Origin of the sequence: Gimesia sp. (assembly GCF_048260065.1) — a bacterium.
In the GTDB taxonomy this organism is placed as follows: Bacteria; Planctomycetota; Planctomycetia; order Planctomycetales; family Planctomycetaceae; genus Gimesia.
Window position 1 is genome coordinate 203,272 of the sequence record NZ_JBLXHC010000011.1, and the last position, 25,478, is coordinate 228,749.

Genomic DNA, 25,478 nt, shown 5'->3' on the forward strand with positions numbered 1-25,478 from the left:
TGAATTTACACCATATAAGTTACAATATTTGTCAATTCTGGTGATTAATATCAGGAGTGGTATTTTCGCCAGAGACCTGAAAACAGCTCTCTCACCCGCTTGAAGATCCTTGCCAGGGATCATCCAGAGAGAGTTCAGGGTTGTTCTTTAACAAATTGGGTCGCGCGGCTGCAGGAAGCTGGTTCGCCGAGTTTCATTCTCAAAACTTTAAGCGTGAGGAGAAGACCGTTGGGTATTTCAGCTACAATTCCTTTTTCAGCAGAAGAAGCAGACAGACTTTCAGTCGATGCTATAGAGGAGATGAGGCTGCGCACCTGGGCAAGAAAGAACTACATCGAAGTATCGCAGCGCGACGATCTCTGGCACCCGGTCATTCTGGATGAGATGTTACGCATCGATCAGGAGTAATCCCAGTTGCTCGGGACTCCAGCAAAACTCATTCATGGGAGCAATAGCGTCTCCAGCTCTGTCATATCTGATACAGATAGACTTGGAGACGCTACAAAAGTCAGGATTTAGAAATTCTGACTTTAATACTCTGCCATAATCGGCAGGACCTCTGTCTGACGTTCCCCTGCTGTCACATGCACCTGATGTTGTTCGTCGATGAAGACATTAATTTCGCTGCGCACACCAAACTCCGGGAGATAGATTCCTGGTTCAATCGAAAAACACGTCTGGGGTAAAACCAGTCGTTCTTCATGAGTTTCGAGGTTATCCATGTTGGCCCCGTTTCCATGTGTTTCCTGCCCGATGCTGTGTCCGGTTCGATGCACAAAGTATTCGCCATAGCCTGCTTCTTCAATAACATTGCGACAAGCCTGATCTACTTCCCAGCCTTGCAGGGGGTTCCCTGCTTGAAATGACTGTTCTACCAGAGCGATTCCCGCATCGCGCGCTGCTGCTACAATCTGAAAAATATTCGTATGTTGTTCCGGGACTTCTTTTCCCGTGAATCCGACACGAGTCATATCACTATAAACGCCACGCGGCACATCCAGTTTGGCCCATAAATCGATCAGAACAAATTCATCTGCTTTGATTAATGTATCCTTACCGGTTCCGGTTTCGTAGTGGGGATCTCCACTATGTGCTTCGCGCGCGACAATAGGAGGGTGATAGGTTGTCAATCCGGTCTCTTGAAAATGCTGCATGATCACATCACACACCGCCTGTTCCTCTACACCCCCCTGCTCTCGAATCTGAGTTGCAATAAATGTCCAGGCAACTTCGAATGCTTTATCAGTGTGCACTCCCGCCCGTTGATGAAGTTCCCATTGCTCCTGATCCCAGACCGCTTCAAACAGTTGTACCAGATCCCCTGAGGGGACAACTGACTCAACTGATTCTCTGACCAGCTCAACCGTACCTGCGTCGACACGGGAAATATATGGATTCGCATTTCGCGGCGAGTATTCCATTGCGACCCGACTGGTTGCTTGCAGTATTGTCCTGATCCCCGCTTCTAACTCCTGCCATTTCAGGTAGATGATTTTCTGGCCTGGTAAATGATCGAGGGCCTCGGATTCGATTCGATGAACCAGTTTAACTGGCTCACCTGAACGGGGAATAAAATAAAAAAAGCGGCGCGATCCCATTGCTTCATCAGGAATATCGAGAATTCTGCGGGCCAGAATATTACTTCCTCGAAAATCGTATAACAGCCAGCCATCCAGAGAAAACTGTTCCAGAGCGGCTTGTACCTTAGAAAGTTCGAACATGGATGTACTGCCTGCTTTTTTGAGGTTTAGATGAACTGATCAATAGAAAAGTTTGTTAATCAAATCAATGTAAGACCTTATAAGGTTTATTTCAAGATGGGAGAGACGGGACATTCTTTATAATCAGGCGGACTTCTCGGAAAAACAGCTTGATTCGAGACGCTTTCTGTTGCCAATCGTAGTTGTGGTCAGGACAATATCGCCAGCAGACCCGAGTCTGTAATTCAACTCCAATCATCGAACCTGTCTTGAATCTGAGGAGAGAAGACGATTTCCACTGTATCGACTGAGCTTGCTTACCAGAAATGCATTTCACCTGCCTGTGAGGCGACTTATTCCCTGGACGAAGTCTTAACCAGCTGTCCCAAATGTGGCGAACTGCTGGATGTGACTTATCACTGGGATCAGGTTCCGGTGCCTCAGTCGCTGCGCGAGTTTGAGAAACGCTGGAGTACACGAAACAATCCCATTGATTTCAGTGGCGTCTGGAGGTTTCGGGAATTACTGCCTTTCGCACAGGACGATCAGATCATCACAATTGGTGAAGGTCAGACCATGTTGAAAGCTTCGGCTCCCGTTGCACGATACGCGGGATTGAACGAAGATGGATTATACCTGCAATATGAAGGTCTGAATCCTTCAGGCAGTTTCAAAGATAACGGGATGACTGCTGCCTCAACACACGCAGTCATGGTCGGAGCAAAAGTAGCCGCATGTGCTTCAACGGGAAATACCAGTGCTTCACTGGCGATCTATTCCAGCGTTGCTCAGAAATTCAAAGTCGTCGTATTTGTCGGCAGTGGTAAAATTGCGTTTGGAAAATTATCACAGGCGCTCGACTATGGTGCTAAGACCGTACAGATTCAGGGGGACTTTGATGATGCACTGGCCCGGGTCCGTGAGGTTTGTGCTCAGGAAGGGATTTATCTCTGTAACAGTGTGAATCCATTTCGACTCGAAGGCCAGAAGTCGATCATGTTTCGTGTGCTCGAAAGTCTGAACTGGGAAGTACCAGACTGGATCGTGGTGCCTGGCGGAAATCTCGGTAACTCGAGTGCTTTCGGGAAAGCATTCATGGAATTGAAACAACTGGGGTTAATTGACCGTATTCCAAGGCTGGCGATCATCAACGCTCACGGAGCCAATACTCTTTACCAGCTCTATGAACAACACGGCATCCGCTGGAATGCTGGTAATTACGATCGGGATCAATCAACAGATTACTTCACACAAATGGATAACGAAAACCGCCGTGCTTCAACATTAGCCAGTGCGATCGAAATTAACCGGCCTGTGAATTTCTCTAAGGCTTTGCGTGCCCTGGATGTCTGTGATGGCGTTGTTCGGGAGGTGGATGATCAGCAGATTCTTGATGCGAAAGCTCAGGTAGGTGCAGGTGGTTTCGGATGTGAACCGGCCAGTGCCGCCAGTGTCGCTGGAGCGAAACTGCTGAAAAGTGAAGGAGTGATTTCTGCAAGTGATCGTGTTGTCTGTGTTTTAACAGGGCATCAATTGAAAGATCCAAATGCCACTGTCAGCTATCATTCAGCAACTGATGAACATATGGATGAAAAACTGACGAGTCATGGGGTGAATACAGCTCCTTTTTCTAACGGACCTATTGTCGTTGAGAATGATTTAGATAAAATAATAGAAGTCATTCGATCTTTTTGAGGTGATTCTCAGAAAGCGAAAATTCTGATCAGGGATTCTTTTTCCTGGCACAGTGGACTGTGTATCGGGTTGAGATAAATTTTATTGGAACTTCACTCTCAGTGAAAAAGAGTTTAAGGGGCAAGGGATGAGTTCACCCTTTGAGGAACTGGAATATCTGGCTGATTTTCTCCCAGAGGAGGGAGAGTCTGTGATTGTTTCACGCAATCATGGAGAACTGATTTGCGAGAATTTTCAGAAGGAGCGTCCTCTTGATGAAATGGCGAGTCCTGAATTTTATGGCCATCTCGTGCACGCAAATGAGCGGCTGAATGCGCTTGTTGCCCGTCCTGTGTGGATCTCTATACTTGTATGGTTCTGGACTTGTGTTGGGATCCATGAATACTACCAGCAGGGTTGGGGGATTTGGTATATCGATCTGGGGCTGGGGCTGGTAGCGCTGGCTGCCAGTTATGCTGCGATTCGGTTACGCCAGGATCGCTATTTTAAAAATGAAGTCCGACCGACTCTGAATCGGCAGATGTATGGCAGTAATCTAAGCAAGTACGCATTGGTGGGAGTCATCAGACAACGACCTGAGTTACGAACCCTGCTGGATACACTCTCACGTTCGCTGCATTAAACCAGCTGCCTGGCTTATTCAGGGTATTCCACCCGTCCAGTCACATAAATGTCAGAACCCAATTGCTGGATTTGATAATCCCGCAGGTTATATTCTTCCGGAATAATTTCCAGCCCTTTACCTGCGATCGGCGTCAACGCTTCTGCTCCACCAATAAGCTTAGGTGCGATGAATACGTGGACTTCATCAATGAGTCTCTGATCAAAGCAGGAACCCAGTAAACCGCCTCCCCCCTCCACTAAGATATTTGTCATGCCCCGTTGTGCCAGTTCCTGCATGCAAAGTCGCAGGTCTGGTTGACTTGCAGTCGCGCAGGTGGATTCGGGAATCATCAGAACCTCTACCCCTGCCTGCTTGAGCTGGAGGATTTTCTCTTGTGAAGCGGAAGGATGTGCGATCACAATCACAGGCGCTTCATTCACTGTCTGAACCAGTTGAGATTCAATCGAAAGACTGGCCTTTGAATCAATGACAATGCGGGCCGGAATTCGTTTCCCAGACGGGCGAGCTGTCAGAAGAGGGTCATCGGCGGCAGCTGTCCTTTGGCCGACCATAATTCCATCCATAAAGCCTCGCAATTCATGAACCCGTTTCCGAGAGCGCTGATTGGAGATCCACTGTGAATGGCCAGTGCGTGTAGCAATTTTCCCATCGAGTGTCATCGCCCACTTGGCATGGATCCAGGGTAAATTCTGTGTCACCCGTTTAACGAATGGACGGACCAGAGCCTGAGCCTCTGATTCCAGCAGACCAACTTCGACTTCGATTCCAGCCTGTTTCAGTTCTTCAATGCCACCGCCATCGACGTGCGGGGCTGGATCGCGCATTGCGATTACAACTTTCTTGATTCCCGCCCGGATCAAGGCTTGAGAACAGGGGCCGGTCTTGCCTTGATGACAACAGGGTTCGAGTGTGACATAAATGGTTTTACTCTGAGCCTGACCACCGGCCATGTTGAGAGCATGGATTTCTGCATGGGGGCCTCCATATTGCTGATGGTAACCTTCACCGATCAGCTTGAGGTTGTCATCCACGATGACCGATCCGACAGCAGGGTTTGGCTCGACAGAACCGATTCCCTGTCGGGCCAACTCCAGGGCGCGTTGCATGACTTCTTCTGGACTGGAAAACACTCTGTTAGGATCCACAGTCTGCTACACTTTCCTGCAGGGGCTGATTTACGATGAATTGAATCAGATTTGGTTCGATTTGCTCAGGATTGCCCCGGGATCCAGAGTTTCTGTCCAGAATCGGAGTCGGGAGCGGCGTCACCGGGTGACCAGATTCCCTCTCCAGAAACATTTCCACTGAGATCACCTGTATCCAGCAGCGAAGCGCCAGACATCCAGGGAAGATCCAAATCAAATGCCTGGGCAAAGGCCATAAGGTATTCTTTGATTTGAGGTGTCTTTTTGCCATATTTATCCCAGATTTCTTTCATGAAATCAGAAAGCTCGGGATCGGAAGTGTCTTCCAGGCGGAAGGATAGTTCACGCATTTTCCACTGCATTTCGTTTTCAAATGCTTTATTGGGTTGTGCCTGCGAATTTTCCTGTCCTTTTTTGATCCAGGTCAACATTTCCTCTCGTTGATTTTTTTTATGGCAGATCTCTGTCAGCGTCGTATAGACTCGGTCCAGATCCACTTCTTTTTTGCATTCCTCCCGATCGAGTACTTCGATCAAAACATCATACAGAAATCGGGGATGCCGAATGAGGAGTGCGCGATTGAAGATATACATCAATTGTGAATCACTGAGCACTTTTGCCGGAATCCGGTTTTGCGTCATTGAGGAACAGGTATTGAAATGTGATGATTCATTTACTTCAAGCTGAGGTAGCTCAGTCAGACCCAGTTCTGGATCGAGTTCTGAAAAGTCCAGGAAATGCCCCAATGAGAGGGTTTGTGCATCGAGTACATACGCAGCTGCAGTCAATGCCGTTTTCAGGTCTGCATCGGCAGCAGCTTCTTTAGGGGTTTTCCCGTTCAGACTGTCCAGTTTTGTGTTTGGCCAGGTTTCCGAGAGTAGTTTTTTCCACTGTAGAGCTTCCAGTTCCCGCCGTTTGAGAATCGGCATTTTTTGTGGGAAGCTCCAGCGGAAAAAGAGTGGCCATTGTTCTGTTGGGATAGGAGACAGTGGATTCCCGGTCTCTTCCGTGTCACGTTCTACAACTTTTAAACCACAGTCTGTTTTGCCTTGATCGCCCAGTGCTTCGTCAAAAATCTTCTCTGCGAGCGTCTGTTGATCACCTTCGTACGCATACAGATGAATCAGCGCTGGTTGTCCGATTTGTCGATCTGCATCGAAGACATCAATATCGCCAATGACGGTCGGTACATTTTCGAGTGTAATGTTTTCACCCTTCGATTCTGTATCGACGGGAGTATTGGTGATTTGAAAGTAAGCAATGGGGTTGTTTTCGTCAGGGTTCTGCTCCTGCGGAGGAGGTACGTTACCGCGTAATATCTGTGGGTGTTGTTCCAGCAGCGTCAGAAAGCGGGAAATGGATTCCACTTCAAATATTTTTTCAATGGAATTAACGACATCCGCTGTATTATTGAGGTCGAGTAGTTGAGCCAGAGTTTCCAGTTCGACCGCATCGGCAAAATCTGTTTCGAGGCTGGCTGCGTGATGAAATAATTCAGCAGCTTTGACTTCATCAGTAGCCCACGCGTAACAGAAGGCTGCATTTTTCCAGAGCGTGACCAGTCCGGTGGCTTCCGCCAGTTGTTTAAAAAGACCTGCTGCAGATCGATAACAGCCAAGGTTTGCCAGGCGTTGGGCTTTTGCAAAGGTCTCTTGCTGTTCTGAGTCTTCCAGAGCACATCGCTCCAGGATATGAACGCCGCGAAACTGATAGGGGATTTGATCATCGCCATCAAATTCCAGCAGATTCATGAACAGGTTCTGTTGGTATTCCTGGGAAGCAACCCGCATTGCCAGAGCAAAATGTTCGCGGGCAGCCAGATAGTATCCGCGCATCTGGAGCGCGATGGCAATGCTGATGGCCAGTGGAGTTGCCAGACTGACATCTACGGCAGCACATTTCTGAAATGCTGTATAAATCGTTTTTTGTGAATGCTTATAACCATGAGCCAGGAATGAAGAAGTCGCCAGTAGAGAATGGGCAGCCGGGTGATTAGGGTCATGTTCAAGGCATTGAACTAATGGAGCAATTGCGTCTTCAAATCGCCGTTCTGCCATCAGAATCTGAGCTTCGGTGATGAAGCTTAAAGGTTGATCGGGATAGTTCTTCTTGAGTCGATCCAGAAGCTGTAATGCAGTCGCTGTCTGATGAGTTTCATGAAGATGCGAAATCTTACTGATTTCATCTCCGACAGAATGACAGCAGAATTTATATTTTTTACCACTGTTACAGGGACAGGGGTCGTAGGAGTCTATACTCATAACCTCGGCCTTCTTTGTTTCCTGAAGGTTGAACTATGGGAAAGGTGTCGTGATCGGAAAACGGTCTGATCATACAGGATCGAAGTAGAGTTTCATTGGCATCATTTTTAAATCCAATGCAGCATCATATCACAATGGAAACGCATATTGCACGCGTTCAATGCTTTCTTCTGTGAGAATTCACTGACTCCCAGCAGCAGTGGAACGATGTAGGCATACATTCCACTGCGATTCTAAAATCTGGAAGTAACAGCGCTACTCAGATCAACTGTCTAAGGCCTGTTTCAGGTCTGCGACAAGGTCTTCCGGGCTTTCGATACCAACTGAAACCCGCACCGTTTTTTCTGTAATGCCGGCAGCACGGCGTGCTTCCAGTGTCATGGATGCGTGGCTCATGCTCTCGGGGTATTCAATTAATGATTCCACACCACCCAGTGATTCTGCCAGCAGGAACAGCTTGGAATTGAGCATGACTTTTTCAGCGACAGGTCGGCCGTCACGCACATCGAAACTCAGCATTCCGCCGAACCCGTCCTGTTGACGTTTTGCCAGTTCATGATGCGGATGAGATTCCAGGCCCGGATAATAGACACGTTCTACTTTCGGATGTGACTCCAGCATCCGGGCTAATGCCATAGCACCACGTTGATGTGCTTCCATACGTGGAGCCAGAGTTTTAATACCTCGCAAAACAAGCCAGGCATCAAAGGGAGCGCATCCCAGACCCAGGGCATTCGAAACATAAGCGACGCGCTCAGCCAGTTCTTCAGTTCGAGAGACAACACAGCCTCCGACAACATCGGAATGACCGTTTAAATATTTGGTTGTCGAATGCAAAACAATATCGACACCGAATTCGATCGGTCGCTGCAGATAAGGGGAACAGAAAGTGTTGTCAGCAATCGTCAGGATGTCAGTACCTGCTTCAGATACCACTTCAGTGACAGCTTTGATATCAACCAAATTTAACAGTGGGTTGCTGGGAGTCTCAATCCAGATCGCTTTGGTATCCGGGGTGATGGCTGACCGAACATTTTCTGCATCACTCATTTTCACAAAAGAAAATGTAATACCCCATTTCGTGAAGACATCTGCAAACAGTCGATAGGTGCCGCCATAGATATCGTCGCCAGCAATAATATGGTCGCCAGGTTTAAACAGATGCATTACCAGAGTAATGGCAGCCATACCGGTCGCTGTAGCCCGACAGGAGACGCCCCCTTCCAAAGCGGCAATGTTTTCTTCCATGGCGCTGCGGGTCGGGTTACCACTTCGGGTGTAATCAAAACCCTTATGGCTCTCCAGGCTATCCCAATAGAAAGTTGATGAGGTATAGATTGGCGTTGTACAGCTGTTAAAGGTGCTGTCCTTATCAACTCCGGTATGTACGCACTTGGTTTCAAAACGCATGGCTAACGGTCCAAATCTGTGTAAATATCTGAAAGAATCCCTGTAACTTCAGCTGGCTGATGTGCTGTTCCGAAAGACACCAATCCAGCCTGGGGGTTCCATGTAATTTCTGTTTTTAAGAAGGATACAGCCGCTGACCGCTGGTGGCTACCGTTCCGGCAGCAGAACTGGACGCAAAGAAATTTGTACAGCAAGGCTATGCTGGAATTCTGCCCGGAACGGACTCTCTTTCAACGACTTGAAGCACCCGGAAAACGATCAGCGTGCATCGTCAAACAGTGGGGTGGACAGATAACGTTCGCCGGAGTCAGGCAAAATGACAACGATGGTTTTCCCTTCCGCTTCCGGACGCTTAGCGATTTCTAAGGCAGCGTGCATCGCGGCACCACAGCTGATTCCGCAAGTGATTCCTTCGCGCCGGGCGATTTTGCCAGCCATTTCGAACGCTTCATCATCGGTGACTTGAATGACCTCATCAATCAGCGAAGTATCACAGTTACCGGGAATAAATCCGGCTCCGATTCCCTGAATTTTGTGTTTACCCGGTTCACCACCTGAGAGGACAGGGCTGCTGGTAGGTTCGACTGCAACAGATTTCACCTGTAATCCCTGATCCTGTTTCAGGAATCGGGAGACACCTGTAATCGTTCCGCCTGTGCCGACTCCCGCGACGAAGTAATCAATTTTACCTTCGGTGTCTTTCAGAATTTCGGGGCCCGTCGTTTTGAAATGAATTGCCGGATTAGCTGGATTTTCAAATTGCTGGGGCATGAAAAACTCAGGGCTGGCTGCCAGTTCTTCCGCTTTCTGGATCGCTCCTTTCATTCCATCTGCACCAGGAGTGAGCACCAGATTCGCACCAAAGCCTTTCAGCATCAGACGACGTTCGACAGACATGGAGTCTGGCATGGTAAGTGTTAATTGGTATCCCCTTGCTGCACAAACAAATGAGAGTGCAATCCCTGTGTTTCCACTGGTTGGTTCCACGACCTGCATGCCTGGTTTCAGCTCTCCGCTTTTTTCTGCTTCCCAGATCATGTTAGCGCCGATACGGCACTTCACACTGTAGGCAGGATTTCGCCCTTCAATTTTTGCCAGTACCGTCGCCTTAAGTCCTTCAGTCAGGTGATTGATTTTCACCAGCGGTGTGCGGCCGATTGTTTCAGAATTATCATTGAAAATGGACATGTCTATTTCTTTCGATCAGAGGAACTTACAGACGGTTTACAAAAACGGATCTGAGTCCGTAGTAGATTACTTGTCACGTAAACTGTGACGAGACTGATAGTTGACAGTCCTCGCCAGATCGCCTGTATTATGTAAAATCACCGAAATTGAGGCAATCCCTTTTCAATAGACTCAGAAATGTAAGCCCAACTCAGAAAAAATAGCCAGTGTCGGCTTATTTTGGCTCCACTGAGACCAAAAAAGAACCCAAAACGACATCGTGTTCAAGACATCTATGGATCGACAGTTCTGAAAGTCGACAGGAACGGATCTGAGGGACCGAGTTTCAATTTCGCTGTCGTGCTTTTTGAGCCAGATGGTACCTCAACGATTCCATCTGCACTCACTTTCAAAGGACCGGTGTGGGAGTGTGTGTCTTCCTTTGATGCTGTGACATACTCTGAAAACTGTCCGGTCTCAAAGAGGGTATTCTGCCAACTGATCTGTCCCGGCGTATAATAGTTATAATCGAAATAAGAAGTCTGTGATGACGACTTCAGGATCGTTTTGCAATCAACAATTGCTGTCTGGGTCACATGACAGAAACTGTTACTGTCAACTGTCAGGCCAGTCTGTGAATCGGAAATCACAGAACGTTCTATAATAGCGGTCGCGCCATTGCGAATGCTAAGACCTGTCTGATTTCCATTTCCAAAGAGAGATAAGTTCTGGGCAAAGAGAATGGTTTTGCAGAGGGGATTTTTTTCGGAACCAATCATATGTCCGGGATTTGATCCGGCAATATCGATTTCCTTCTGGATGCTGTCTCGGATCTGGCAATCGACAAGTGAATGATAACCTCCCACGAGACTGACACCAACCTGGTTTCTTTCAGCGAGGACACCGTTATATACGGATCGCGAAGCATTCACATCCTGAATACCAAAAAAATTATCGTAGACATAAGCATGTTGCACGACCAATCCACCGGATTCATGAATCGAAATCCCATCATCACCGTTGTGTCGTGCGATCACATTTTCAAGTCGAATACCACGACAATCACCGTGGATATTAAATCCATCATTGGAGAAATATTCAGCTGACAGATTGCGACAGACAATATAGCTTGCGCTGGTAAGAGTGAGACCACTGATACGCAGGGTCGCTTCCAGTTCATAGTCAGCCGGTATCTTGCCGGCAGCACAAAGAAAATAAATTTTGTTTTCACTACGGTCCCAGTAGTGTTGACCTGTCTGAAGCAGTTCCCTGCTCTTTACCTGGGGCAGTCGTTGCCCCCGCGATACCAGAAACGGATTTCCATATGGGGTTTTGTCGAGCGAGAAAGTATACAGGTCTTCTTTCACATTTTCCCATCTGGTTGTATCCAGGAAGTTCAAACCGGAGATTACAGCGCCGTTCCCTTCCACGACAAAGGGACGATCAGGCCGTCCCCCCAGATTGCGAAAAAGTATGGATTCCCTGTATGGAATTCCTGTGTTTGCAAGTTCAAGAGTATCGCTGGTTCGGGCTAAAGAGATCGCTTTAGCAATTGTGGCAACAGCAGTTGTCTGAGAGGAGCCATCATTATCGTTGTTACCCGTCTGATTATTCACATACCAGCTCGCTGCGCTTGCTGATGAAGTAAAGTGAGGAGTGATGATCAGCCACACTAATAATAGACAACTATAAATACGGAGTGTTACTGGAGTCAGTTTAGAGAGATACAGAGTAGGAAAGCGATGCATGGAATGAGCCTGAAACAAACTTGATTAGAATTAAAAGAGCGAATAAAAGTAAGGAATAATCTGCATACGAAATGCCTGCAGGCTGAAGTAACCAAAGAACGCTGCAGCCCAGACCATCGCTACAAATCTTAGCGGGCTGGTACTGATACTGCGACTGAGGATTTTCGAATTCATATAGAGCAGGATCATCGAATACAAAAACATCACGCCTCCATTCATGGCGGCGGAAGTTTCAATCAGAAACAGGGGCTGTTTGAAATGCGGATTCACAGAACCGTAGAGCAGAATTGCAGAACCCAACAGAATCTCGCCCCAGAGAAAACAGTAATATAACTTACTTAGTGACCAGTGTGTGTTGTCTCTGAGATAATTGACTTTCAGGATATCAGCCGAAATACGTGCAGTTGCATCAAGTACTCCCAGTTCCGTGGTTAAGAGGATGGCTGCACCCATCAGCAGAAACATCAATTTGAAAGTGCTACCCAGTCGACCTTCGAGTAATGTCGCCTGTCCCCAGATAAAATTTAGACCTGAACCAAACTGAGAAACTCCTTCTTTCAATTGGCCGTCGGCCTGGTAGAACAACGAATAGGAAATCAGCGATAAGAGAACCAGACAAGCCAGACAGGTGAGAAAGAAGCTGAAAAAGTGCTCTATGTTGGCAGCACGCCACCACTGTTGCCAGCGCGCCTGATTCTCTGCAGTATGCTTGAAATGATAACCAACTTCACTGACCGCTTCTTCCTGTCCTGTGATCGGGCTCGTAATACGCCCGATATATTTCCCCATGCCGTAGCCTTTATCTTTGATGAAATTACTTTGCCCGAGGTTCATCGTGCCGCCGGCTCCGGCGAAAGCCAGTGCTCCCAGTAATGCCATTGTTTTCAGACCGCTCGATTCATCAGGCATCTGACCGATATTGACAGCACCTTTCAGCATGGAATTGATGGCATAGGGTTCGATCAGGTAAATTCCCAGGATCACTGCGATCACAAAGATCATGCCTACCAGAAAGATCTGGATTTTTTCTACGGTATTATAGACGACAGGTCCCGTGGTTAAGACTATGCCAACCAGTAACAGGCCGGCAATTCCCAGGAATGTGCTGTACTTTGCTTCGTACTGCAAATCTTGTCCCTGGTTGATCCTCTCAAATAAATCGGGTGCATGATTTTGAATCTGGTTTTGAAGAAAGAAATTGCTGAGAACATCGCGCTCGTCGACACTCATATCTCCACGCCATATAATAACGCCCGTTTCGAATGAGTACTCAATCTTTTCTGAAGGTAGATTATCGAGAGAAAGCTGAGAAGGCGCTGGATCGATTTGAACACTGGCAATTTTCTCTGGACCGAAAAACGTCCAGCTGATCATCGTGCCTGCACCAGTCGCCCAGCCCGGCCACGCCCAGGGTATTATATTCAGGAGTAACATGATCCAGGCCCAGTGCTTATTTAACCGACAGAAACCGGTGATTGCACTTTCGCCCGTGGCCAGTGTCCAACGTTCAATTTCCATGTTCATAAAAAACTGAGTGAGTACACCCAGCAGGCATGCCCAGAAGAAGATGAAACCAGTCTTGTAGGTAATATAAGGCCAGAGTACGAATTCTCCCGAACCCAGAGATAACCCTGCGAGCATGATGCTGGGGCCGATCATTTTTCGCCAGGAGATTGCGGGAGGTAGGTCTCGATATTTCAGAGGTGGCAGAGACTGATGTGGTATGACCTCATCGGGTACCAGTTCTTCTGCGAGATCAGGTTGACTAGGGTCGGACATGGGCGTTTCTTTCGTGAACGGCGAGCGTAATTCAGAAGATTTTTATTCTAAGCAGATCAAAAAAGGATCGCTACTCAACTCGTATCTCATGGGAAAAAGACGGGAAATGATTAATGTTGTAAACCGGTGTGGAATTTTTTCCGCCTGGCGAGATAAGTTGTTATAGGGAGTTCAAGACTGTTTTCGAGGCATGCGTTTTGCGATGTCGCTTAAACCGACCAGCTCTGCCCGGCCTCCCGACTGGTTAACCAGATTACAGACTAGTTTGACCGTTTCGAATTGGGGGTCTTCGACATACATGATTGAGGGATGGCATAAAAAATCAAAGACTCCTCCCTGTTCGATCGCCTGTTGAATGCAGAGTTCGACCGACTTCAGAAAGTATTTCAACTTCCAGCGACTCGTACGAAAGGCTCCGACATCGCTGATGGGACTCATGGGTATTTCGATCAGACCAGATGGGTAAACATAAGGTTGAGCTTCTTTCTGTGCAGAGAGGATCGACTGATAAATTTCATGATCTGGCTCTGTATTGGGAGGACTGTATTCGTGTCTGGGATATTTGGAACTGACCCAGGAGAAACCTTCCGCCAAAAGCATTTTTTGTAAGTCTTCACGATCATCTAATGCCGTACTGGATCCTCCCGGAGTTCGGAATCCATCAGGAGAGATATTCAGACGTTGTTTCATCGCTTCCGTTGTGATGCGAATATTCTGGCGGATCACTTGATCTGCACTCTTTCCTCCCAATAGCCAGGGAGAACGCTGGAAACGGAATTGCGTTTTCGCTGGTTCAGTTGCCCAGACATTGACATGATCATAAGTATGATTGCCAATCGGGTGCCCCAGCTTAGAAATAGTTTTTAACCATTGAATATCTTTTTGTTCCAGAACGCGTCCCACACAAAAATAATGAATGATTCCATTTAAACCAGATGCAATTTCAGCCGCTTTCAATGAGTAGTTCTTCGTTTCCTGGTTTAGATTTCCTTTTTGAAAATCCCATTCCATCATTTCGCGCCGCGGATACTGGCGACTCATTTCCAGATCGAAAGTAATTGCAATTTGTGCTTTCGGAGTATCCTGGGATTCAGAGGCTGTTAAACGAGCTGTTTGAATTCCAAGAGTGGCGGCAATCGCTGTATTTAAAAAAGAGCGGCGTGCTGGTGAGAAATGGGATTTCATTTTTATAGGATTTTGAAAGTTCATCTTGTGTCCTGGGCTGGTCTGAATCTTCGTGTTTGTCGTGACGGACTGCCGATTATATAAGAGAAAATAAATGTTTCATCAGGTTTTTACATGTCGGGTTGAAAAGTCAACCTGAAATGCCATAAATGACTATAAAACAGGTCTCATTCAGTTTGATAGCGTTTCTGGGGAATCAGGAAAAAAACATTATGTATATTGCTTTGTTCAGGGTGTTCTGGTACAATGATTTTCGTCGTCTGGGAGTGGTTTCGAACCACAATTCCATTTCTGCCTGGGGGCAGCCGCGGAGTGACCGCTGTAGGTGTCACTAAGTTTTTATCGCGTCATTCTACCCGTCCAAGCGTCATTCCTGACTTGCAGGAAACCCTCTTCGTTTCACCTGAAGTCTATGATTTGCGTCAAAGGTACGCGCTGCTGCTGCTGGGAGAAGGCGAGATAAATCACTGGTAGGTTTTGATCTCATGACGGAATCAAACACACACATTGAATCTGACAGATTTGCATTTGAATTAGTAGCTAACCTTGCGAAATCTCCAGGAGCCTTTCCTCAAACCGGAAAATACAGCAGTAAGATCTGGGCCCAACTCTTTGGAATGACGGAGAAGAATTTTAAAGAGCTCTTAAAAGAGACCAGAATCCCCTACTTCAAATTTGGCAGCAACATCATTGTCGATGCACAAGACTTCTGGTCAGGCCAAACACATCGCGAAGTTTGAACCGACCTTGTTCACCGATGAACCGGCCTCTTCTTGCATTAGAGGGATGGGGAGAAGCATACCCAACTGTTGTCCCATTGAGGCTGGTACAGATTCAAACCAGTGAAAGAAGAATCTTGATACATTCGTGCATTTTAACTCGAGTGTATTTATGAATTTTTAGCAAGTTGGTTCAAAAAAACTGTGCAAGATTGGACTTACTTGTCTTTTATCTTTCAGACCTGCATATGCGATTTAGTATCAATCGATTGTTATTGGAGTTAACGATCCTTGATGGTCTCAGTCATCGTGTAATCCCTGTTTCCTAATCGAATAACAATATGTAAAAGGAGTGTAACCGCTTCTCTCATGAGGGATAAATCTTTAAATCATATGCAGTTAAAAACCTTAAAGTGCCGAATTTAAGTTATGTTTATATATAAATTGAAATAATTCAAGAACTGTTGAAAGCAGAATCCTAATCAAAATGCCAACGCTATTGAGAGATGACGCTGTACACAACTCTTCAATTCCTTGGGCTTATCTATGAAAGTTTTAATAGTCGACGATATTGGGTATTCGTGCCATTATTATGCGCGTCTCGTCGAAAAAATTGGCTTCACTGCAATTACAGCTTCTTCAGGCTATGAGGCGATCAAGTTATTACAGACGGATAATGAAATTCATGTCGTCTTGACTGACCTGATTATGAGTGGCATGGATGGCGTCGATTTATTTCAACAGGCGCAACAGGTGGAGCGATATTCGGACAGCGGTGCAGTCGCCGCTCCACAGTTTATTCTGATGACTGCCGTCAGACCTGACAAAAACCCTGAGGATAAAAATCTTCAAAGAATTAAACTGGCTCAAGAGTTGGGTTTTTCCAGAATCATGTTTAAGCCACTCGACCAGGGTGAATTAAAACAGGAATTAAATGACATGTCCTTAAATGTGCTTCATTCTACTCAGAATGCGGCACCTCTTGACCTTTATTCTCCCACTCAAAAAGTCAGGCAGTCAGTCCGAGAAATCGTCGAGGCTGATAACAAAGAGGCAGCTTCAGAACTTTTGAAAATCCTGCTGGAAGAAATTGCCAACTTGAAGAAATATCTGAAAACTTCCTGATCCCACCTCACCATTATCATCTCTGCCAGTTTAAAATGAACTGTTCTCAAACGGAACAGGTTCCATTTCTATAACCAGTAAACGGCTGCCAGGAAAAATTATGGCGAAATGTGATCAGGGTTATCTCTGTGTGATATGTGGTGAAGAAGTTGAGCACATCGAAGATAGTGGATTGTATCTTCGCTACATCATTGGAGAAGTCCAGGCAGAGGAGTTACAGGCACAGCCGGAACACCACATTCGCTGCAACCCCGTTCTTGCTCAGTTCATTATAGACAAAGACTTCGAAGCAGTTTCTGTAGATGGTCCTTTTGATAAACGCGAGCTCGATCCTGAAGAAGTCAGATTACGAGAATCTTTAGTTACCAGGGGCTGGTTGAGATTACAGGAAGTCAACAACAAACAACTTTCCATTAGTGAATTCCCATTGGACTGATCTATTTATTTTTACTCTGAGTAAGAATTGAGATCCAGGTTCATTTTAAACACCTGTCGTTCTGAGCAACGGCAGGTGTTTTTTTTATGCATTTCTCAGTTGTCTCAATCGCACCTTTCATGAGAATCAAACCCTCTGACAATTCTGACGGTTTGTTTTTATGGGGGGGATCGTGGCAGAATTAAATCGAAAAGGGATATTCATTCCTGCCTGGGTTATTGCCTGTATTTTTTCTCCGATCATCGCAGGTAGCGTAGGTGCAATTACCTGGACGGCAAAAACATTGCTTGAACACAGCAATCAACTGATCGAGATCGACGAAAAACTGGATGCGAATAAAGAGCTGTTGATCGAAATGGTGAACTCGCATGAAAGGCGGATCAGCCGAATTGAAGACCGCGTGTTTGGTGAGAGACCATGATTGAGATTAAAACGGCAGATCTCCCCGAAGCTCTGGTAGAGCAAATGGAAGGGCCAGCACCGCCGGATTACTTCATTTCCAATGGTTGCAGTTGCTCACCAGACCAGTGGGGAGGTGTAGACATCAGGCCTGCCTGTCACTGGCACGATTACGCATACCAGCGGGGTGGATGTAAAAAGGATCGGGAGCTGGCAGACGGTCAGCTGTATCGGAATTTGAGGCGCTGTGATCTGGGGAAGTTCATGGCAAACATTTACTACCGACGCGTGCGGCTGTTTGGGGTGGCAGCGTTCAACTGGGCGGAGGGGAAGGTGCCCAACAACCCGTGGCACTACTGGCTTTTATTCTGGGATCGGTATCTGAAATGGTGAAAACACTCACAATTCTATTTGTGCTTCTGATAACTTCCGTTGTGCAGGCGCAGGCGCTGGTGATCAGGGTGACGGAAACCGAATGTACGCCTACTGGATGCCGACAGCTGATTGGAACCGGGGCCTGCGCTTATGTGGGTGACATCGACGAGCGGTCTGTTTACATCACGGCAGCTCATAACATCAATAATGCCAAGACTATCCATGTCGGCTATGACGGTAGATGGTGGGGGGCTGTTGTTAAATACCGTGAGTATTCCGGATCCGCAGACTATGCGATCATCGAGACTGTCAGGATCCCCGCGAATACATGCTTTGAGGTGTCAAACAGGATCCCCCAGGATGGATCCGCGGCAACAGCTTACGGCTACTCTCAGGGGATTTATAACCTCAGGTCGCTGAAAGCACGGATCCGGATCCGGAACGGCGGCGGCTATTTCACAAAGATCGTAGAAAAGGGGGATTCCGGAGGTCCGATTCTGGTTAATGGTCAGGTGGTCGGGATTATCAAAGGCCATGACTATCGAGAAACCATTTATACCGATTCAGTCCGGATCCGGAGAAAGCTGATTAGTGTTTATGGAAGGATCCCCTGCTGTGGTTGCGGGACGCCTGCAGTAGCTGATCAGGGTGAATCAAAACCGGATCCGGATCCAAGCAGCGGAGATCTGACAGCCCTGCAGGATGAAGTGACCCGTCTCAAGGCAGAGATCGACAAACTGAATAAGACGCAGATACCTGTCTGGATTGTAGGCGCAGACGGGGAACCAGTCGCAAAACAAACGTATCCGCTTGGTGATCCTATCAAGCTTCGTTTTAAGGCCGTTAAACAGAGTGAGGCTAAGTAATGCCTGACGGCGATATTTTGGATGTGGAAATTCCCATTGAGGGAGAAAGTGAGAAGGAGATGGCTGTGGATTTATCCGACAATGTTGCCAATCACATGCTGACGCAACTGATGCAGACCGGAACTGTCGCGCAGAATAACTTCGTGACCGTTCAGAAGGTGGTTGATTATGACTACCTGGAAAACAAACGCATGGTGACACTGGACGAAGCCGTTGGCATTCGTGAAGTCGCCAGCAAAACCACTCCCGGTGGACCTGCTCAGGCAACCTAATGACTGACCCACTTGAGGAGCTGATCAGGCAGAACAACGAGTTTCATAACAGCCTGATCGAACAGAACAACGAGCTTGACCGAGCGTTCCAATCCGGGACGTTCGGCGAGCTTGTTCAATCATGGAGCAAGAACGATGGCGGAGGATCTGAACTGGAAGGAGAAGCTGGCGCAGAAGATGTGGGCGGTGAAGTTGGGGGAGAGAGCGGAGGGGCTGAGACAGACAGCGAGAAGGTTTGACAACGTGGATTCGCTCACGATGGCAACCCGTGAAAAGCTGCTTGGATCAGAGATCACAGATAAACATCGTCCTGAGGGCGAAGACATGCACATTGGCGACGATAACAGCGTGATCCACCAGTACCTGCCAGCGCAGCAGGGAAGCGTAATTGGCTCACTGGCGAAACTGGCATTGGGAGCGGGATTGATCACAACGGGAATCGGAGTACCTGCTGGCGGATATCTGATCTGGGACGCGTTAAAGAACCAGCAAACACCAGCGCCAGTAACCGACACAGATACTGACACTCAATACGAGATAGGGCTTGAACCGTAGGGGTGCACATTATGAGTTCATGTTGTGCATTGCTACCGGAATGTACCCCAAGAAAAAACGGAATACCCTTTTAGAATACAACAAGTAGCTTGTTTTGAAGATTCCTGAAAATTCAATTCTGAAAGGGTAAATCAGATGACACAATTTATTGTTTATCTTGCAAGTGAAAGTGGACGGCCTCCTGTTAAACGGCTGGATCGAGAAGCTCAGACACATGTTCTGGTAGCAAAGATGGTAGAAGCAGAATTTCCGGATCTAGTAGTAAGTTCTGTGCTGGAAAAACACGAGCCTATCTCAGCTTGTGCCAGGTGTGGTGCCCCTGTGTTTAAAGGCGATTTTCATAAAGATCAGATCCGACAGCGAAATGGAACCAATCGATGTCTGGACTGTTTATAGAGTTCATGAATTAGAGAGGCATAGGTAATTGAAAGATCGCATCAGCAGTTTCAGACGTATCAAAGCATCTCTCCTGAAAAGAAATGCCGGTAACTGGCGAGAGCATACCGACTCACAGGAAACAGCATTGCGAGCGATCCTGGATGAAGTGGGATTTGCTTCTGCATGTCTGGTTCGGGATTGTAAGAATGGGACTTACGAACTGATTGACGGGCATTTAAGGGCTGATATAGCGGAAGATGAAAAAGTCCCCTGCCTGATATTGAATGTGACTAAAAAAGAAGCTGATAAACTATTGGCAACTTTTGATGTCGTCACTTCGATGGCCAGGACTGATCAGCTTGCACTGGATTGTCTGCTAGGAACCATTTCAACAGAATCCGACGCATTACGGGACTTGCTGGATTCCATGAAGCTTGAAAAACTCGAAGTGCAGGAAATGTGTGAAGCTGATGATGAGACCCATTTGCTGGTTGATTCATACCGAATCCTGATTGACTGTGATAAGGAATCCGAGCAGGTAGCACTACTCAAGCGATTCAAAAAAGAAGGGATCAAATGCCGCGCCTGGATCTCGTAAAGAAAACGCGGGTCATTCGCAGTCCGCGAGTGGTTCAACTTGAAGGCATGTTTGGTTTGCCTGCTGAAAAGACCAGCACGCAGCAATGGGCGGTCGATATGCCGATCGAAGATGAAGATTGGAACGTGGGTCTGATCGTCGGCCCCTCAGGTTGTGGAAAAACATCCATAGCCAGGGAATGTTTCAAACATGAAATGGTTCGCGAATTTAACTGGTTTCAACAGAAAAGCATCATCGATTCCTTTCCAGATGAAATGGGGATTAAAGAGATCACTGCCCTGCTCTCTTCAGTAGGGTTTTCCTCGCCTCCCAGCTGGTTAAGGCCCTTCCATGTGTTGTCAAACGGTGAACAGTTTCGAGTGTCGATGGCACGGGCACTGGCTGAATTACCCGGGTTAGTTGTCATTGATGAATTCACTTCAGTCGTTGATCGGACCGTTGCGAAAATCGGAAGTTCTGCTGTTGCCAGAACTGTCAGAAAACGGAATCAAAAGTTTGTCGCCATCAGTTGCCATTTTGACATAATCGACTGGTTAGATCCCGACTGGATCTATATGCCTGCAACCAACGAATTTCAATGGAGGTCTGAAAGGCAATCGCGACCTCCTGTCACACTCAAAATTATTAACGTGCATCGAGATGCCTGGAAATTATTCCGCAAGCATCACTATTTAGATTCAACGATCCATAAAGCGGCAAATTGTTTTGTGGCTTTGGTCAATGATCATCCTGCTGCGTTTACTGCCGTCATTCATTTTCCACACCGGCAAGCCCCTTCCTTTCGTGAACATCGCACCGTATGTCTTCCCGATTTTCAGGGAATAGGTATTGGAAACGCACTTAGTGATTTCGTCGCTTCACTGTACTCCTGCAGGAAAAAATACACGAGTGTAACGGGGCATCCTGCGATGATTCAGCATCGAGCAAAATCTAAAAATTGGAAGATGACGCGTAAGCCGTCCGCTGTTTCACGACAGAAGGGGTTGGAGAAAAATACAAATCGCCGAATTGCATCCAGTCATGAAAGGGTGACTGCAGGTTTTGTGTACTGTGGACCCAGACACGAGAATGAGGCTGGAGAATTTGGTCTAATATGAAAATATTACCAGGCTGAACACCGCTTCCAGGCTGAATGTGTCTGAAAACCTTCAGCAGCTGTTACTCCAGATTGAGTGCCGCGTGCACTGCATTGTTGAAGCATCAGTTCCTGCAGTGGGGAGAAGCTGGAGTCTTTCCCGCGTTTCAGCTGACTCTGGTGGCAGTTCAGCATCGAAATTTTCGTTTCCACAAAATCAGTTACATCGATATAAAAGTGGGGATCAAATGAAGTCATGTTGATCGTATCCATCCACCAGAGTACAGGTGGTTTGACCAGGGCAGGTGAATTTGTTTTGTTACCAACTGAAGCACTAAACCATGTTGCCGCTTCTGTGATCACCGAGGCTGCCCGATGATCTGCATGATAATCTGACAGAGAATGGCTTAAGACGAGTGTCGGTGAAAACTGTCGCATGATCTCAGTTAGTGTTCTTCGTAACTCAGCATTGTCGAAAAGATTGCCGTCTGGTTGCTCTCCAAAAAACAGTGTCGCATTAATTACATTTGCTGCGGACTGCATTTCCTGCTTTCTCACTTCAACCAGATTATCAAGAGGAGGGTCAGGCTGCCCTTTGTCCCCCTGACAGAGTACGCAAATCCCGATGACTGCCCCTTCCTGTTGAGCACGTGCCAGTGTGCCTGCACATAATAACTCGGCATCATCTGGATGGGCTACGACAGCAAGGATTCGTTCTTGTTCGAAGTTTAATTTCATCAGCACGGTACTCGTAGAGGTTTATTTCAGTTCAATTCAGCGAAGACGAATATCGGGAGGATCTGCTACATATTCTGCAACGGTAAGCGAAGCGGCTGGGTGTGTCCGCAGGAGGGAAGCAGGACAGGCACTGGTGACAGGTCCGTGTAAGACTCTGCGAACGACTGAACTTTGCCAGATTCGATTGCAATAAAAATGAAGTTCTGCTGCAGAGAGTATTTCTTTCATGCCAATCGTGACAGCCCTCCAGGGGATGATCGAAATTTCGCCTCCCACCGTTACCGAATTGATGGTTCGAGTCTCACGGGTTAAATCGAGATTTCGAGTTGGCAGCTGTGCAAAATCATCAGCGCTGACTGCCTGATTGGCTTCCGGAGGTTCATTGAATGCGATATGGCCATTTATTCCGATCCCTCCAAAGCAGGCATCAACGCCCCCACGCTGATCAATTATCTTTTGAATCGCTCCTGTATCATCAGGGTTCGGGCAGATTCGATTCTCAGGTAAGGGAGCCAGTTCCGGGTTCAGCAAGTCGTAAAATTTTCGATTCATATAACCTCGAAAACTAAGCGGATGTGTGAGATCGACCCATTGATCCTCATCAGTCAGGTATTCGTCCATGTTAATCAGCATCACATCTTTGATGGAGTATTGTTGCTGGTTAAGCATGTCTGCCAGAATGGGATATTGATCGACGGGACCGACTGGAACAATTAGTGTTGCCGGTTTTCCCTTCTCTTTGGCAGACTCAATGACCTGTAACATGGTTTTCGCCATATGTTCTGCGATATCCGACATGTCTTTCAATACGGAGAACGTGATAGAGGTTCCTTTTGCCAGTTCATTACGGCTGATGTCGAGGTAGTCAGGGAAATGAGATGTCATGGGATTATCTACACTTTTTGAAACAGGTTGCTTTAATTTTAGTTCTTTTCAGAAATGTTGGCTGATTCTTTACCTGCCATATTTAAAATCGAAGCGATAGAATAATGGGTATCAGTGAATATATAATAGCGATTTGAGTTCCGGGAATCTCCTTTCGGGCTGCTACTGATGCATTAATATTAAAAGCCATTTTATTCTGACAAAAGGAATACACAATGAAGTTATTTCTGGATAGTGCGATTACTGATGAAATCAGACACAGCCTTGAATATTGGGACCTGGATGGGCTGACCACTAATCCTAAACATGTAAAAAATTCGGGAAAGCCGTTTTTAAAAGTTATTGAAGAAATCGCAGAACTGTTTGCCGGAACAGATAAGCCGGTCAGTGTTGAAGTGGATCCACATCTCACTGACTGGGAGCAGATCGTGGAACAGGGTATAAAGCTTTCAAAAATGTCTCCCAATTTTGTTGTAAAAGTTGGTGCCAGCGAGGGGGGATTTAAAGCAATTCGAGAACTGACTCAATTGGGTATCAGGACTAATGCCACATTGATATTCTCAGTTTCTCAAGCCTGGCATGCAGCACGGGCGGGGGCATATTTTATCAGCCCGTTCATCGGTTGGAAGGAAGCGTACGGCGAATCGACTTCGACTTTCATTCTGGAAGTTGCAGAAATGCTTGAGCAGCATGAGTATGATTCGCAGATCATCGCAGCCGCGATACGTAACAGTCGCCAGATTGCTGACGTTGCTCTGGCAGGTGCTCATTGCGTGACCGCTGGTCTTGCCGTATATCAGGAGAGCATGCAGAACCCTTTCACGGTTCATGGAGAAAAAGTATTTCAGGATGCCTGGGATGCGACACCCTCTGAAAGGTAGAGAAGTTCATAATGTCAGATTACGAAATCTAGTAATGCCTTATGTACAAACTCAGGGTTAATTATGAATAAGATCGCGTTGAATTATCGTGTTGCAAATCTTAAGCGTTGCATTTGGTCTGGAGTTTTCGTTTTCATTTGCCTGTTCGTATCGTTCTCTGAAAGAGCGTCAGGAGCAACAAAGGCTGAGAAACCGAATGTGATCATCATTTTCACAGATGATCAGGGATCGGTCGACCTGAACTGTTATGGGGCAAAAGATCTGATCACACCACATATGGATTCCATTGCCCAGAGGGGAATTCGCTTCACACAGTTTTATGCCTCTGCGCCGGTCTGTTCTCCTTCACGGGCAGGCATGCTCACAGGCAGGTTTCCAGCGAGAGCAGGAGTCCCTGGGAATGTTTCATCGCATCACGGCAAAAGTGGTATGCCTGTTGAGCAGATTACGATTGCAGAAATGATGCAATCAGCAGGCTATCAAACATTCCATGTCGGAAAGTGGCATCTGGGTTATACGCCAGAAACGATGCCAAACGGACAAGGGTTCGAAAGATCTTTCGGACATATGGGGGGCTGCATCGACAACTATTCTCACTTCTTTTACTGGAACGGTCCGAACCGACATGACTTATGGGAAAACGGTAAGGAAGTCTGGCGTGATGGCATGTTTTTCCCAGACCTCATGGTAGAACAGTGTCAGAATTACATCCGAGAGTCAGGTGACAAACCATTTTTTCTGTATTGGGCCATCAATGTTCCTCACTATCCATTACAGGGAAAAGAGAAATGGAGAAAAGCTTATGCACAGCTCCCCTCCCCGCGTAATAAATACGCTGCATTTGTTTCAACGATGGATGATTGTATTGGTGAGGTGCTGGCAACACTCGACGAATGCCAGCTTCGCGAAAAGACAATCATTATCTTCCAGTCCGACCATGGGCACTCACAGGAAGAACGAACATTTGGAGGCGGAGGCAGTGCCGGTCCCTATCGTGGCGCGAAATTCAGCCTGTTCGAGGGAGGGATTCGTGTGCCTGCCATGATCTCCTGGCCGGGAACAATTGCTGAAGGAGAGGTGCGAAATCAACTGGCAACCGGGTGTGACTGGCTGCCTACCATTTCTGCATTAACTGGTGCACCATTACCAGCACACCAGCTGGATGGTAAAAGCTTGAAAGCAGTCATTGATTCTGCTGATGCACAGAGTCCACACGAAAATTTTTACTGGCAGATTGGCAAAAGCTGGGCAATACGTGAAGGCGACTGGAAATTACTGGGGAACCCTCGCGATACAAGCCTGCAGGCTCCTCTAGGAAAAGAAGATCAGATATTTCTGGTTGATCTCTCCAAAGATATCGGGGAAAAGAAGAATCTTGCCCCCCAATATCCCGAAAAGGTAGATCATCTCAAGAAGATTTATCATCAGTACCAGAAATCATTGTCTGAATAAAACAGAAGT

General features: G+C 47.0%; 26 protein-coding genes. 16 read left to right on the top strand and 10 right to left on the bottom strand.

Translation table 11 applies throughout. The annotated features are described in order from the left end of the window. The first annotated feature begins 228 nt into the window (after positions 1-228). Positions 229-408, top strand: coding sequence for a hypothetical protein (locus tag ACN0YN_RS20400; RefSeq protein WP_149303545.1), 180 nt, complete (start codon positions 229-231; stop codon positions 406-408). 122 nt (positions 409-530) lie between these two features. Here ACN0YN_RS20400 and ACN0YN_RS20405 read toward each other — a convergent pair whose 3' ends face one another. Then, positions 531-1,721, bottom strand: a complete 1,191-nt coding sequence (locus tag ACN0YN_RS20405; RefSeq protein WP_417386859.1) for a M24 family metallopeptidase — start codon at positions 1,719-1,721, stop codon at positions 531-533. A 270-nt stretch (positions 1,722-1,991) separates the two neighbouring features. On the opposite strand from ACN0YN_RS20405, the gene thrC reads away from it, so the two are divergent. Both thrC and ACN0YN_RS20415 read left to right on the top strand, forming a co-directional pair. Next, entirely contained in the window at positions 1,992-3,395 is a 1,404-nt protein-coding gene (gene thrC / locus ACN0YN_RS20410) for a threonine synthase (protein WP_417386942.1), read from the top strand. A gap of 127 nt (positions 3,396-3,522) precedes the next feature. Continuing rightward, positions 3,523-4,017: a hypothetical protein gene (locus ACN0YN_RS20415; protein WP_417386860.1), complete on the top strand. Its 495-nt coding sequence runs from the start codon at positions 3,523-3,525 to the stop codon at positions 4,015-4,017. Positions 4,018-4,031: 14 nt separating this feature from the next. Here ACN0YN_RS20415 and ribD read toward each other — a convergent pair whose 3' ends face one another. The 7 genes from ribD to ACN0YN_RS20450 form a co-directional block, all read right to left on the bottom strand. Beyond that, entirely contained in the window at positions 4,032-5,126 is a 1,095-nt protein-coding gene (gene ribD / locus ACN0YN_RS20420) for a bifunctional diaminohydroxyphosphoribosylaminopyrimidine deaminase/5-amino-6-(5-phosphoribosylamino)uracil reductase RibD (protein ID WP_417386861.1), read from the bottom strand. A 104-nt stretch (positions 5,127-5,230) separates the two neighbouring features. Further along, positions 5,231-7,426, bottom strand: a complete 2,196-nt coding sequence (locus ACN0YN_RS20425) for a tetratricopeptide repeat protein (protein ID WP_417386862.1) — start codon at positions 7,424-7,426, stop codon at positions 5,231-5,233. A 264-nt stretch (positions 7,427-7,690) separates the two neighbouring features. Continuing rightward, on the bottom strand, positions 7,691-8,836 hold the full coding sequence (locus ACN0YN_RS20430; protein ID WP_417386863.1) for a trans-sulfuration enzyme family protein: 1,146 nt from the start codon (positions 8,834-8,836) through the stop codon (positions 7,691-7,693). A gap of 258 nt (positions 8,837-9,094) precedes the next feature. Further along, a complete protein-coding gene (gene cysK, locus ACN0YN_RS20435; protein ID WP_417386864.1) occupies positions 9,095-10,024 on the bottom strand; it encodes a cysteine synthase A in 930 nt (309 codons plus the stop codon). Positions 10,025-10,296: 272 nt separating this feature from the next. Further along, entirely contained in the window at positions 10,297-11,751 is a 1,455-nt protein-coding gene (locus ACN0YN_RS20440) for a hypothetical protein (RefSeq protein ID WP_417386865.1), read from the bottom strand. Between the two features lie 30 nt (positions 11,752-11,781). Further along, complete coding sequence (locus ACN0YN_RS20445; RefSeq protein WP_417386866.1) at positions 11,782-13,530, bottom strand: Nramp family divalent metal transporter; 1,749 nt, start codon at positions 13,528-13,530, stop codon at positions 11,782-11,784. A gap of 171 nt (positions 13,531-13,701) precedes the next feature. Further along, positions 13,702-14,739 carry a polysaccharide deacetylase family protein gene (locus tag ACN0YN_RS20450; protein WP_417386867.1) on the bottom strand — a complete coding sequence of 346 codons (1,038 nt, stop codon included), beginning with the start codon at positions 14,737-14,739 and terminating at the stop codon, positions 13,702-13,704. Positions 14,740-15,200: 461 nt separating this feature from the next. Here ACN0YN_RS20450 and ACN0YN_RS20455 point away from each other — a divergent pair, with 461 nt between their 5' ends. The 11 genes from ACN0YN_RS20455 to ACN0YN_RS20505 all read left to right on the top strand — a co-directional run bounded on the left by ACN0YN_RS20455 (position 15,201) and on the right by ACN0YN_RS20505 (position 21,535). Next, positions 15,201-15,455: a hypothetical protein gene (locus ACN0YN_RS20455; protein ID WP_417386868.1), complete on the top strand. Its 255-nt coding sequence runs from the start codon at positions 15,201-15,203 to the stop codon at positions 15,453-15,455. Positions 15,456-15,980: 525 nt separating this feature from the next. Further along, positions 15,981-16,559 (top strand): response regulator, encoded by a 579-nt coding sequence (locus ACN0YN_RS20460; RefSeq protein WP_417386869.1) that lies wholly within the window; start codon positions 15,981-15,983, stop codon positions 16,557-16,559. A gap of 100 nt (positions 16,560-16,659) precedes the next feature. Then, the gene (locus ACN0YN_RS20465; RefSeq protein WP_417386870.1) at positions 16,660-16,995 is read left to right on the top strand and encodes a hypothetical protein; all 336 of its coding nucleotides are present in this window, start codon (positions 16,660-16,662) and stop codon (positions 16,993-16,995) included. A 172-nt stretch (positions 16,996-17,167) separates the two neighbouring features. After that, complete coding sequence (locus ACN0YN_RS20470; RefSeq protein ID WP_417386871.1) at positions 17,168-17,416, top strand: hypothetical protein; 249 nt, start codon at positions 17,168-17,170, stop codon at positions 17,414-17,416. Next, positions 17,413-17,787, top strand: a complete 375-nt coding sequence (locus ACN0YN_RS20475) for a hypothetical protein (protein ID WP_417386872.1) — start codon at positions 17,413-17,415, stop codon at positions 17,785-17,787. The genes ACN0YN_RS20470 and ACN0YN_RS20475 overlap by 4 nt, the downstream gene beginning before the upstream one ends. Next, entirely contained in the window at positions 17,742-18,635 is an 894-nt protein-coding gene (locus tag ACN0YN_RS20480; RefSeq protein ID WP_417386873.1) for a hypothetical protein, read from the top strand. Before ACN0YN_RS20475 ends, ACN0YN_RS20480 begins: the two co-directional genes overlap by 46 nt. After that, positions 18,635-18,907, top strand: a complete 273-nt coding sequence (locus ACN0YN_RS20485; RefSeq protein ID WP_417386874.1) for a hypothetical protein — start codon at positions 18,635-18,637, stop codon at positions 18,905-18,907. The genes ACN0YN_RS20480 and ACN0YN_RS20485 overlap by 1 nt, the downstream gene beginning before the upstream one ends. Continuing rightward, positions 18,907-19,146 carry a hypothetical protein gene (locus ACN0YN_RS20490; RefSeq protein ID WP_417386875.1) on the top strand — a complete coding sequence of 80 codons (240 nt, stop codon included), beginning with the start codon at positions 18,907-18,909 and terminating at the stop codon, positions 19,144-19,146. Before ACN0YN_RS20485 ends, ACN0YN_RS20490 begins: the two co-directional genes overlap by 1 nt. 4 nt (positions 19,147-19,150) lie before the next feature. Further along, entirely contained in the window at positions 19,151-19,462 is a 312-nt protein-coding gene (locus tag ACN0YN_RS20495) for a hypothetical protein (RefSeq protein ID WP_417386876.1), read from the top strand. 424 nt (positions 19,463-19,886) lie between these two features. After that, a complete protein-coding gene (locus tag ACN0YN_RS20500; protein WP_417386877.1) occupies positions 19,887-20,438 on the top strand; it encodes a ParB N-terminal domain-containing protein in 552 nt (183 codons plus the stop codon). Beyond that, complete coding sequence (locus ACN0YN_RS20505; RefSeq protein WP_417386878.1) at positions 20,417-21,535, top strand: ABC transporter ATP-binding protein; 1,119 nt, start codon at positions 20,417-20,419, stop codon at positions 21,533-21,535. Before ACN0YN_RS20500 ends, ACN0YN_RS20505 begins: the two co-directional genes overlap by 22 nt. 5 nt (positions 21,536-21,540) lie before the next feature. Here ACN0YN_RS20505 and ACN0YN_RS20510 read toward each other — a convergent pair whose 3' ends face one another. Both ACN0YN_RS20510 and ACN0YN_RS20515 read right to left on the bottom strand, forming a co-directional pair. Beyond that, positions 21,541-22,251, bottom strand: coding sequence for a PIG-L deacetylase family protein (locus ACN0YN_RS20510; RefSeq protein WP_417386879.1), 711 nt, complete (start codon positions 22,249-22,251; stop codon positions 21,541-21,543). Between the two features lie 36 nt (positions 22,252-22,287). Further along, positions 22,288-23,136, bottom strand: a complete 849-nt coding sequence (locus tag ACN0YN_RS20515; protein ID WP_417386880.1) for a glucosamine-6-phosphate isomerase — start codon at positions 23,134-23,136, stop codon at positions 22,288-22,290. Between the two features lie 215 nt (positions 23,137-23,351). Here ACN0YN_RS20515 and ACN0YN_RS20520 point away from each other — a divergent pair, with 215 nt between their 5' ends. Continuing rightward, a complete protein-coding gene (locus ACN0YN_RS20520; RefSeq protein WP_417386881.1) occupies positions 23,352-24,017 on the top strand; it encodes a transaldolase family protein in 666 nt (221 codons plus the stop codon). Between the two features lie 198 nt (positions 24,018-24,215). Then, complete coding sequence (locus ACN0YN_RS20525; RefSeq protein ID WP_417386882.1) at positions 24,216-25,469, top strand: sulfatase-like hydrolase/transferase; 1,254 nt, start codon at positions 24,216-24,218, stop codon at positions 25,467-25,469. Positions 25,470-25,478: the final 9 nt, after the last annotated feature.

Bases quoted from the DNA above. Each gene is read 5' to 3' on its own strand.
- ACN0YN_RS20405 (WP_417386859.1), bottom strand. From the start codon at position 1,721: ATGTTCGAACTTTCTAAGGTACAAGCCGCTCTGGAACAGTTTTCTCTG.
- ACN0YN_RS20415 (WP_417386860.1), top strand. From the start codon at position 3,523: ATGAGTTCACCCTTTGAGGAACTGGAATATCTGGCTGATTTTCTCCCA.
- ribD (WP_417386861.1), bottom strand. From the start codon at position 5,126: ATGCAACGCGCCCTGGAGTTGGCCCGACAGGGAATCGGTTCTGTCGAG.
- ACN0YN_RS20425 (WP_417386862.1), bottom strand. From the start codon at position 7,426: ATGAGTATAGACTCCTACGACCCCTGTCCCTGTAACAGTGGTAAAAAA.
- ACN0YN_RS20430 (WP_417386863.1), bottom strand. From the start codon at position 8,836: ATGCGTTTTGAAACCAAGTGCGTACATACCGGAGTTGATAAGGACAGC.
- cysK (WP_417386864.1), bottom strand. From the start codon at position 10,024: ATGTCCATTTTCAATGATAATTCTGAAACAATCGGCCGCACACCGCTG.
- ACN0YN_RS20440 (WP_417386865.1), bottom strand. From the start codon at position 11,751: ATGCATCGCTTTCCTACTCTGTATCTCTCTAAACTGACTCCAGTAACA.
- ACN0YN_RS20445 (WP_417386866.1), bottom strand. From the start codon at position 13,530: ATGTCCGACCCTAGTCAACCTGATCTCGCAGAAGAACTGGTACCCGAT.
- ACN0YN_RS20450 (WP_417386867.1), bottom strand. From the start codon at position 14,739: ATGAACTTTCAAAATCCTATAAAAATGAAATCCCATTTCTCACCAGCA.
- ACN0YN_RS20455 (WP_417386868.1), top strand. From the start codon at position 15,201: ATGACGGAATCAAACACACACATTGAATCTGACAGATTTGCATTTGAA.
- ACN0YN_RS20460 (WP_417386869.1), top strand. From the start codon at position 15,981: ATGAAAGTTTTAATAGTCGACGATATTGGGTATTCGTGCCATTATTAT.
- ACN0YN_RS20465 (WP_417386870.1), top strand. From the start codon at position 16,660: ATGGCGAAATGTGATCAGGGTTATCTCTGTGTGATATGTGGTGAAGAA.
- ACN0YN_RS20475 (WP_417386872.1), top strand. From the start codon at position 17,413: ATGATTGAGATTAAAACGGCAGATCTCCCCGAAGCTCTGGTAGAGCAA.
- ACN0YN_RS20485 (WP_417386874.1), top strand. From the start codon at position 18,635: ATGCCTGACGGCGATATTTTGGATGTGGAAATTCCCATTGAGGGAGAA.
- ACN0YN_RS20490 (WP_417386875.1), top strand. From the start codon at position 18,907: ATGACTGACCCACTTGAGGAGCTGATCAGGCAGAACAACGAGTTTCAT.
- ACN0YN_RS20505 (WP_417386878.1), top strand. From the start codon at position 20,417: ATGCCGCGCCTGGATCTCGTAAAGAAAACGCGGGTCATTCGCAGTCCG.
- ACN0YN_RS20510 (WP_417386879.1), bottom strand. From the start codon at position 22,251: ATGAAATTAAACTTCGAACAAGAACGAATCCTTGCTGTCGTAGCCCAT.
- ACN0YN_RS20515 (WP_417386880.1), bottom strand. From the start codon at position 23,136: ATGACATCTCATTTCCCTGACTACCTCGACATCAGCCGTAATGAACTG.
- ACN0YN_RS20520 (WP_417386881.1), top strand. From the start codon at position 23,352: ATGAAGTTATTTCTGGATAGTGCGATTACTGATGAAATCAGACACAGC.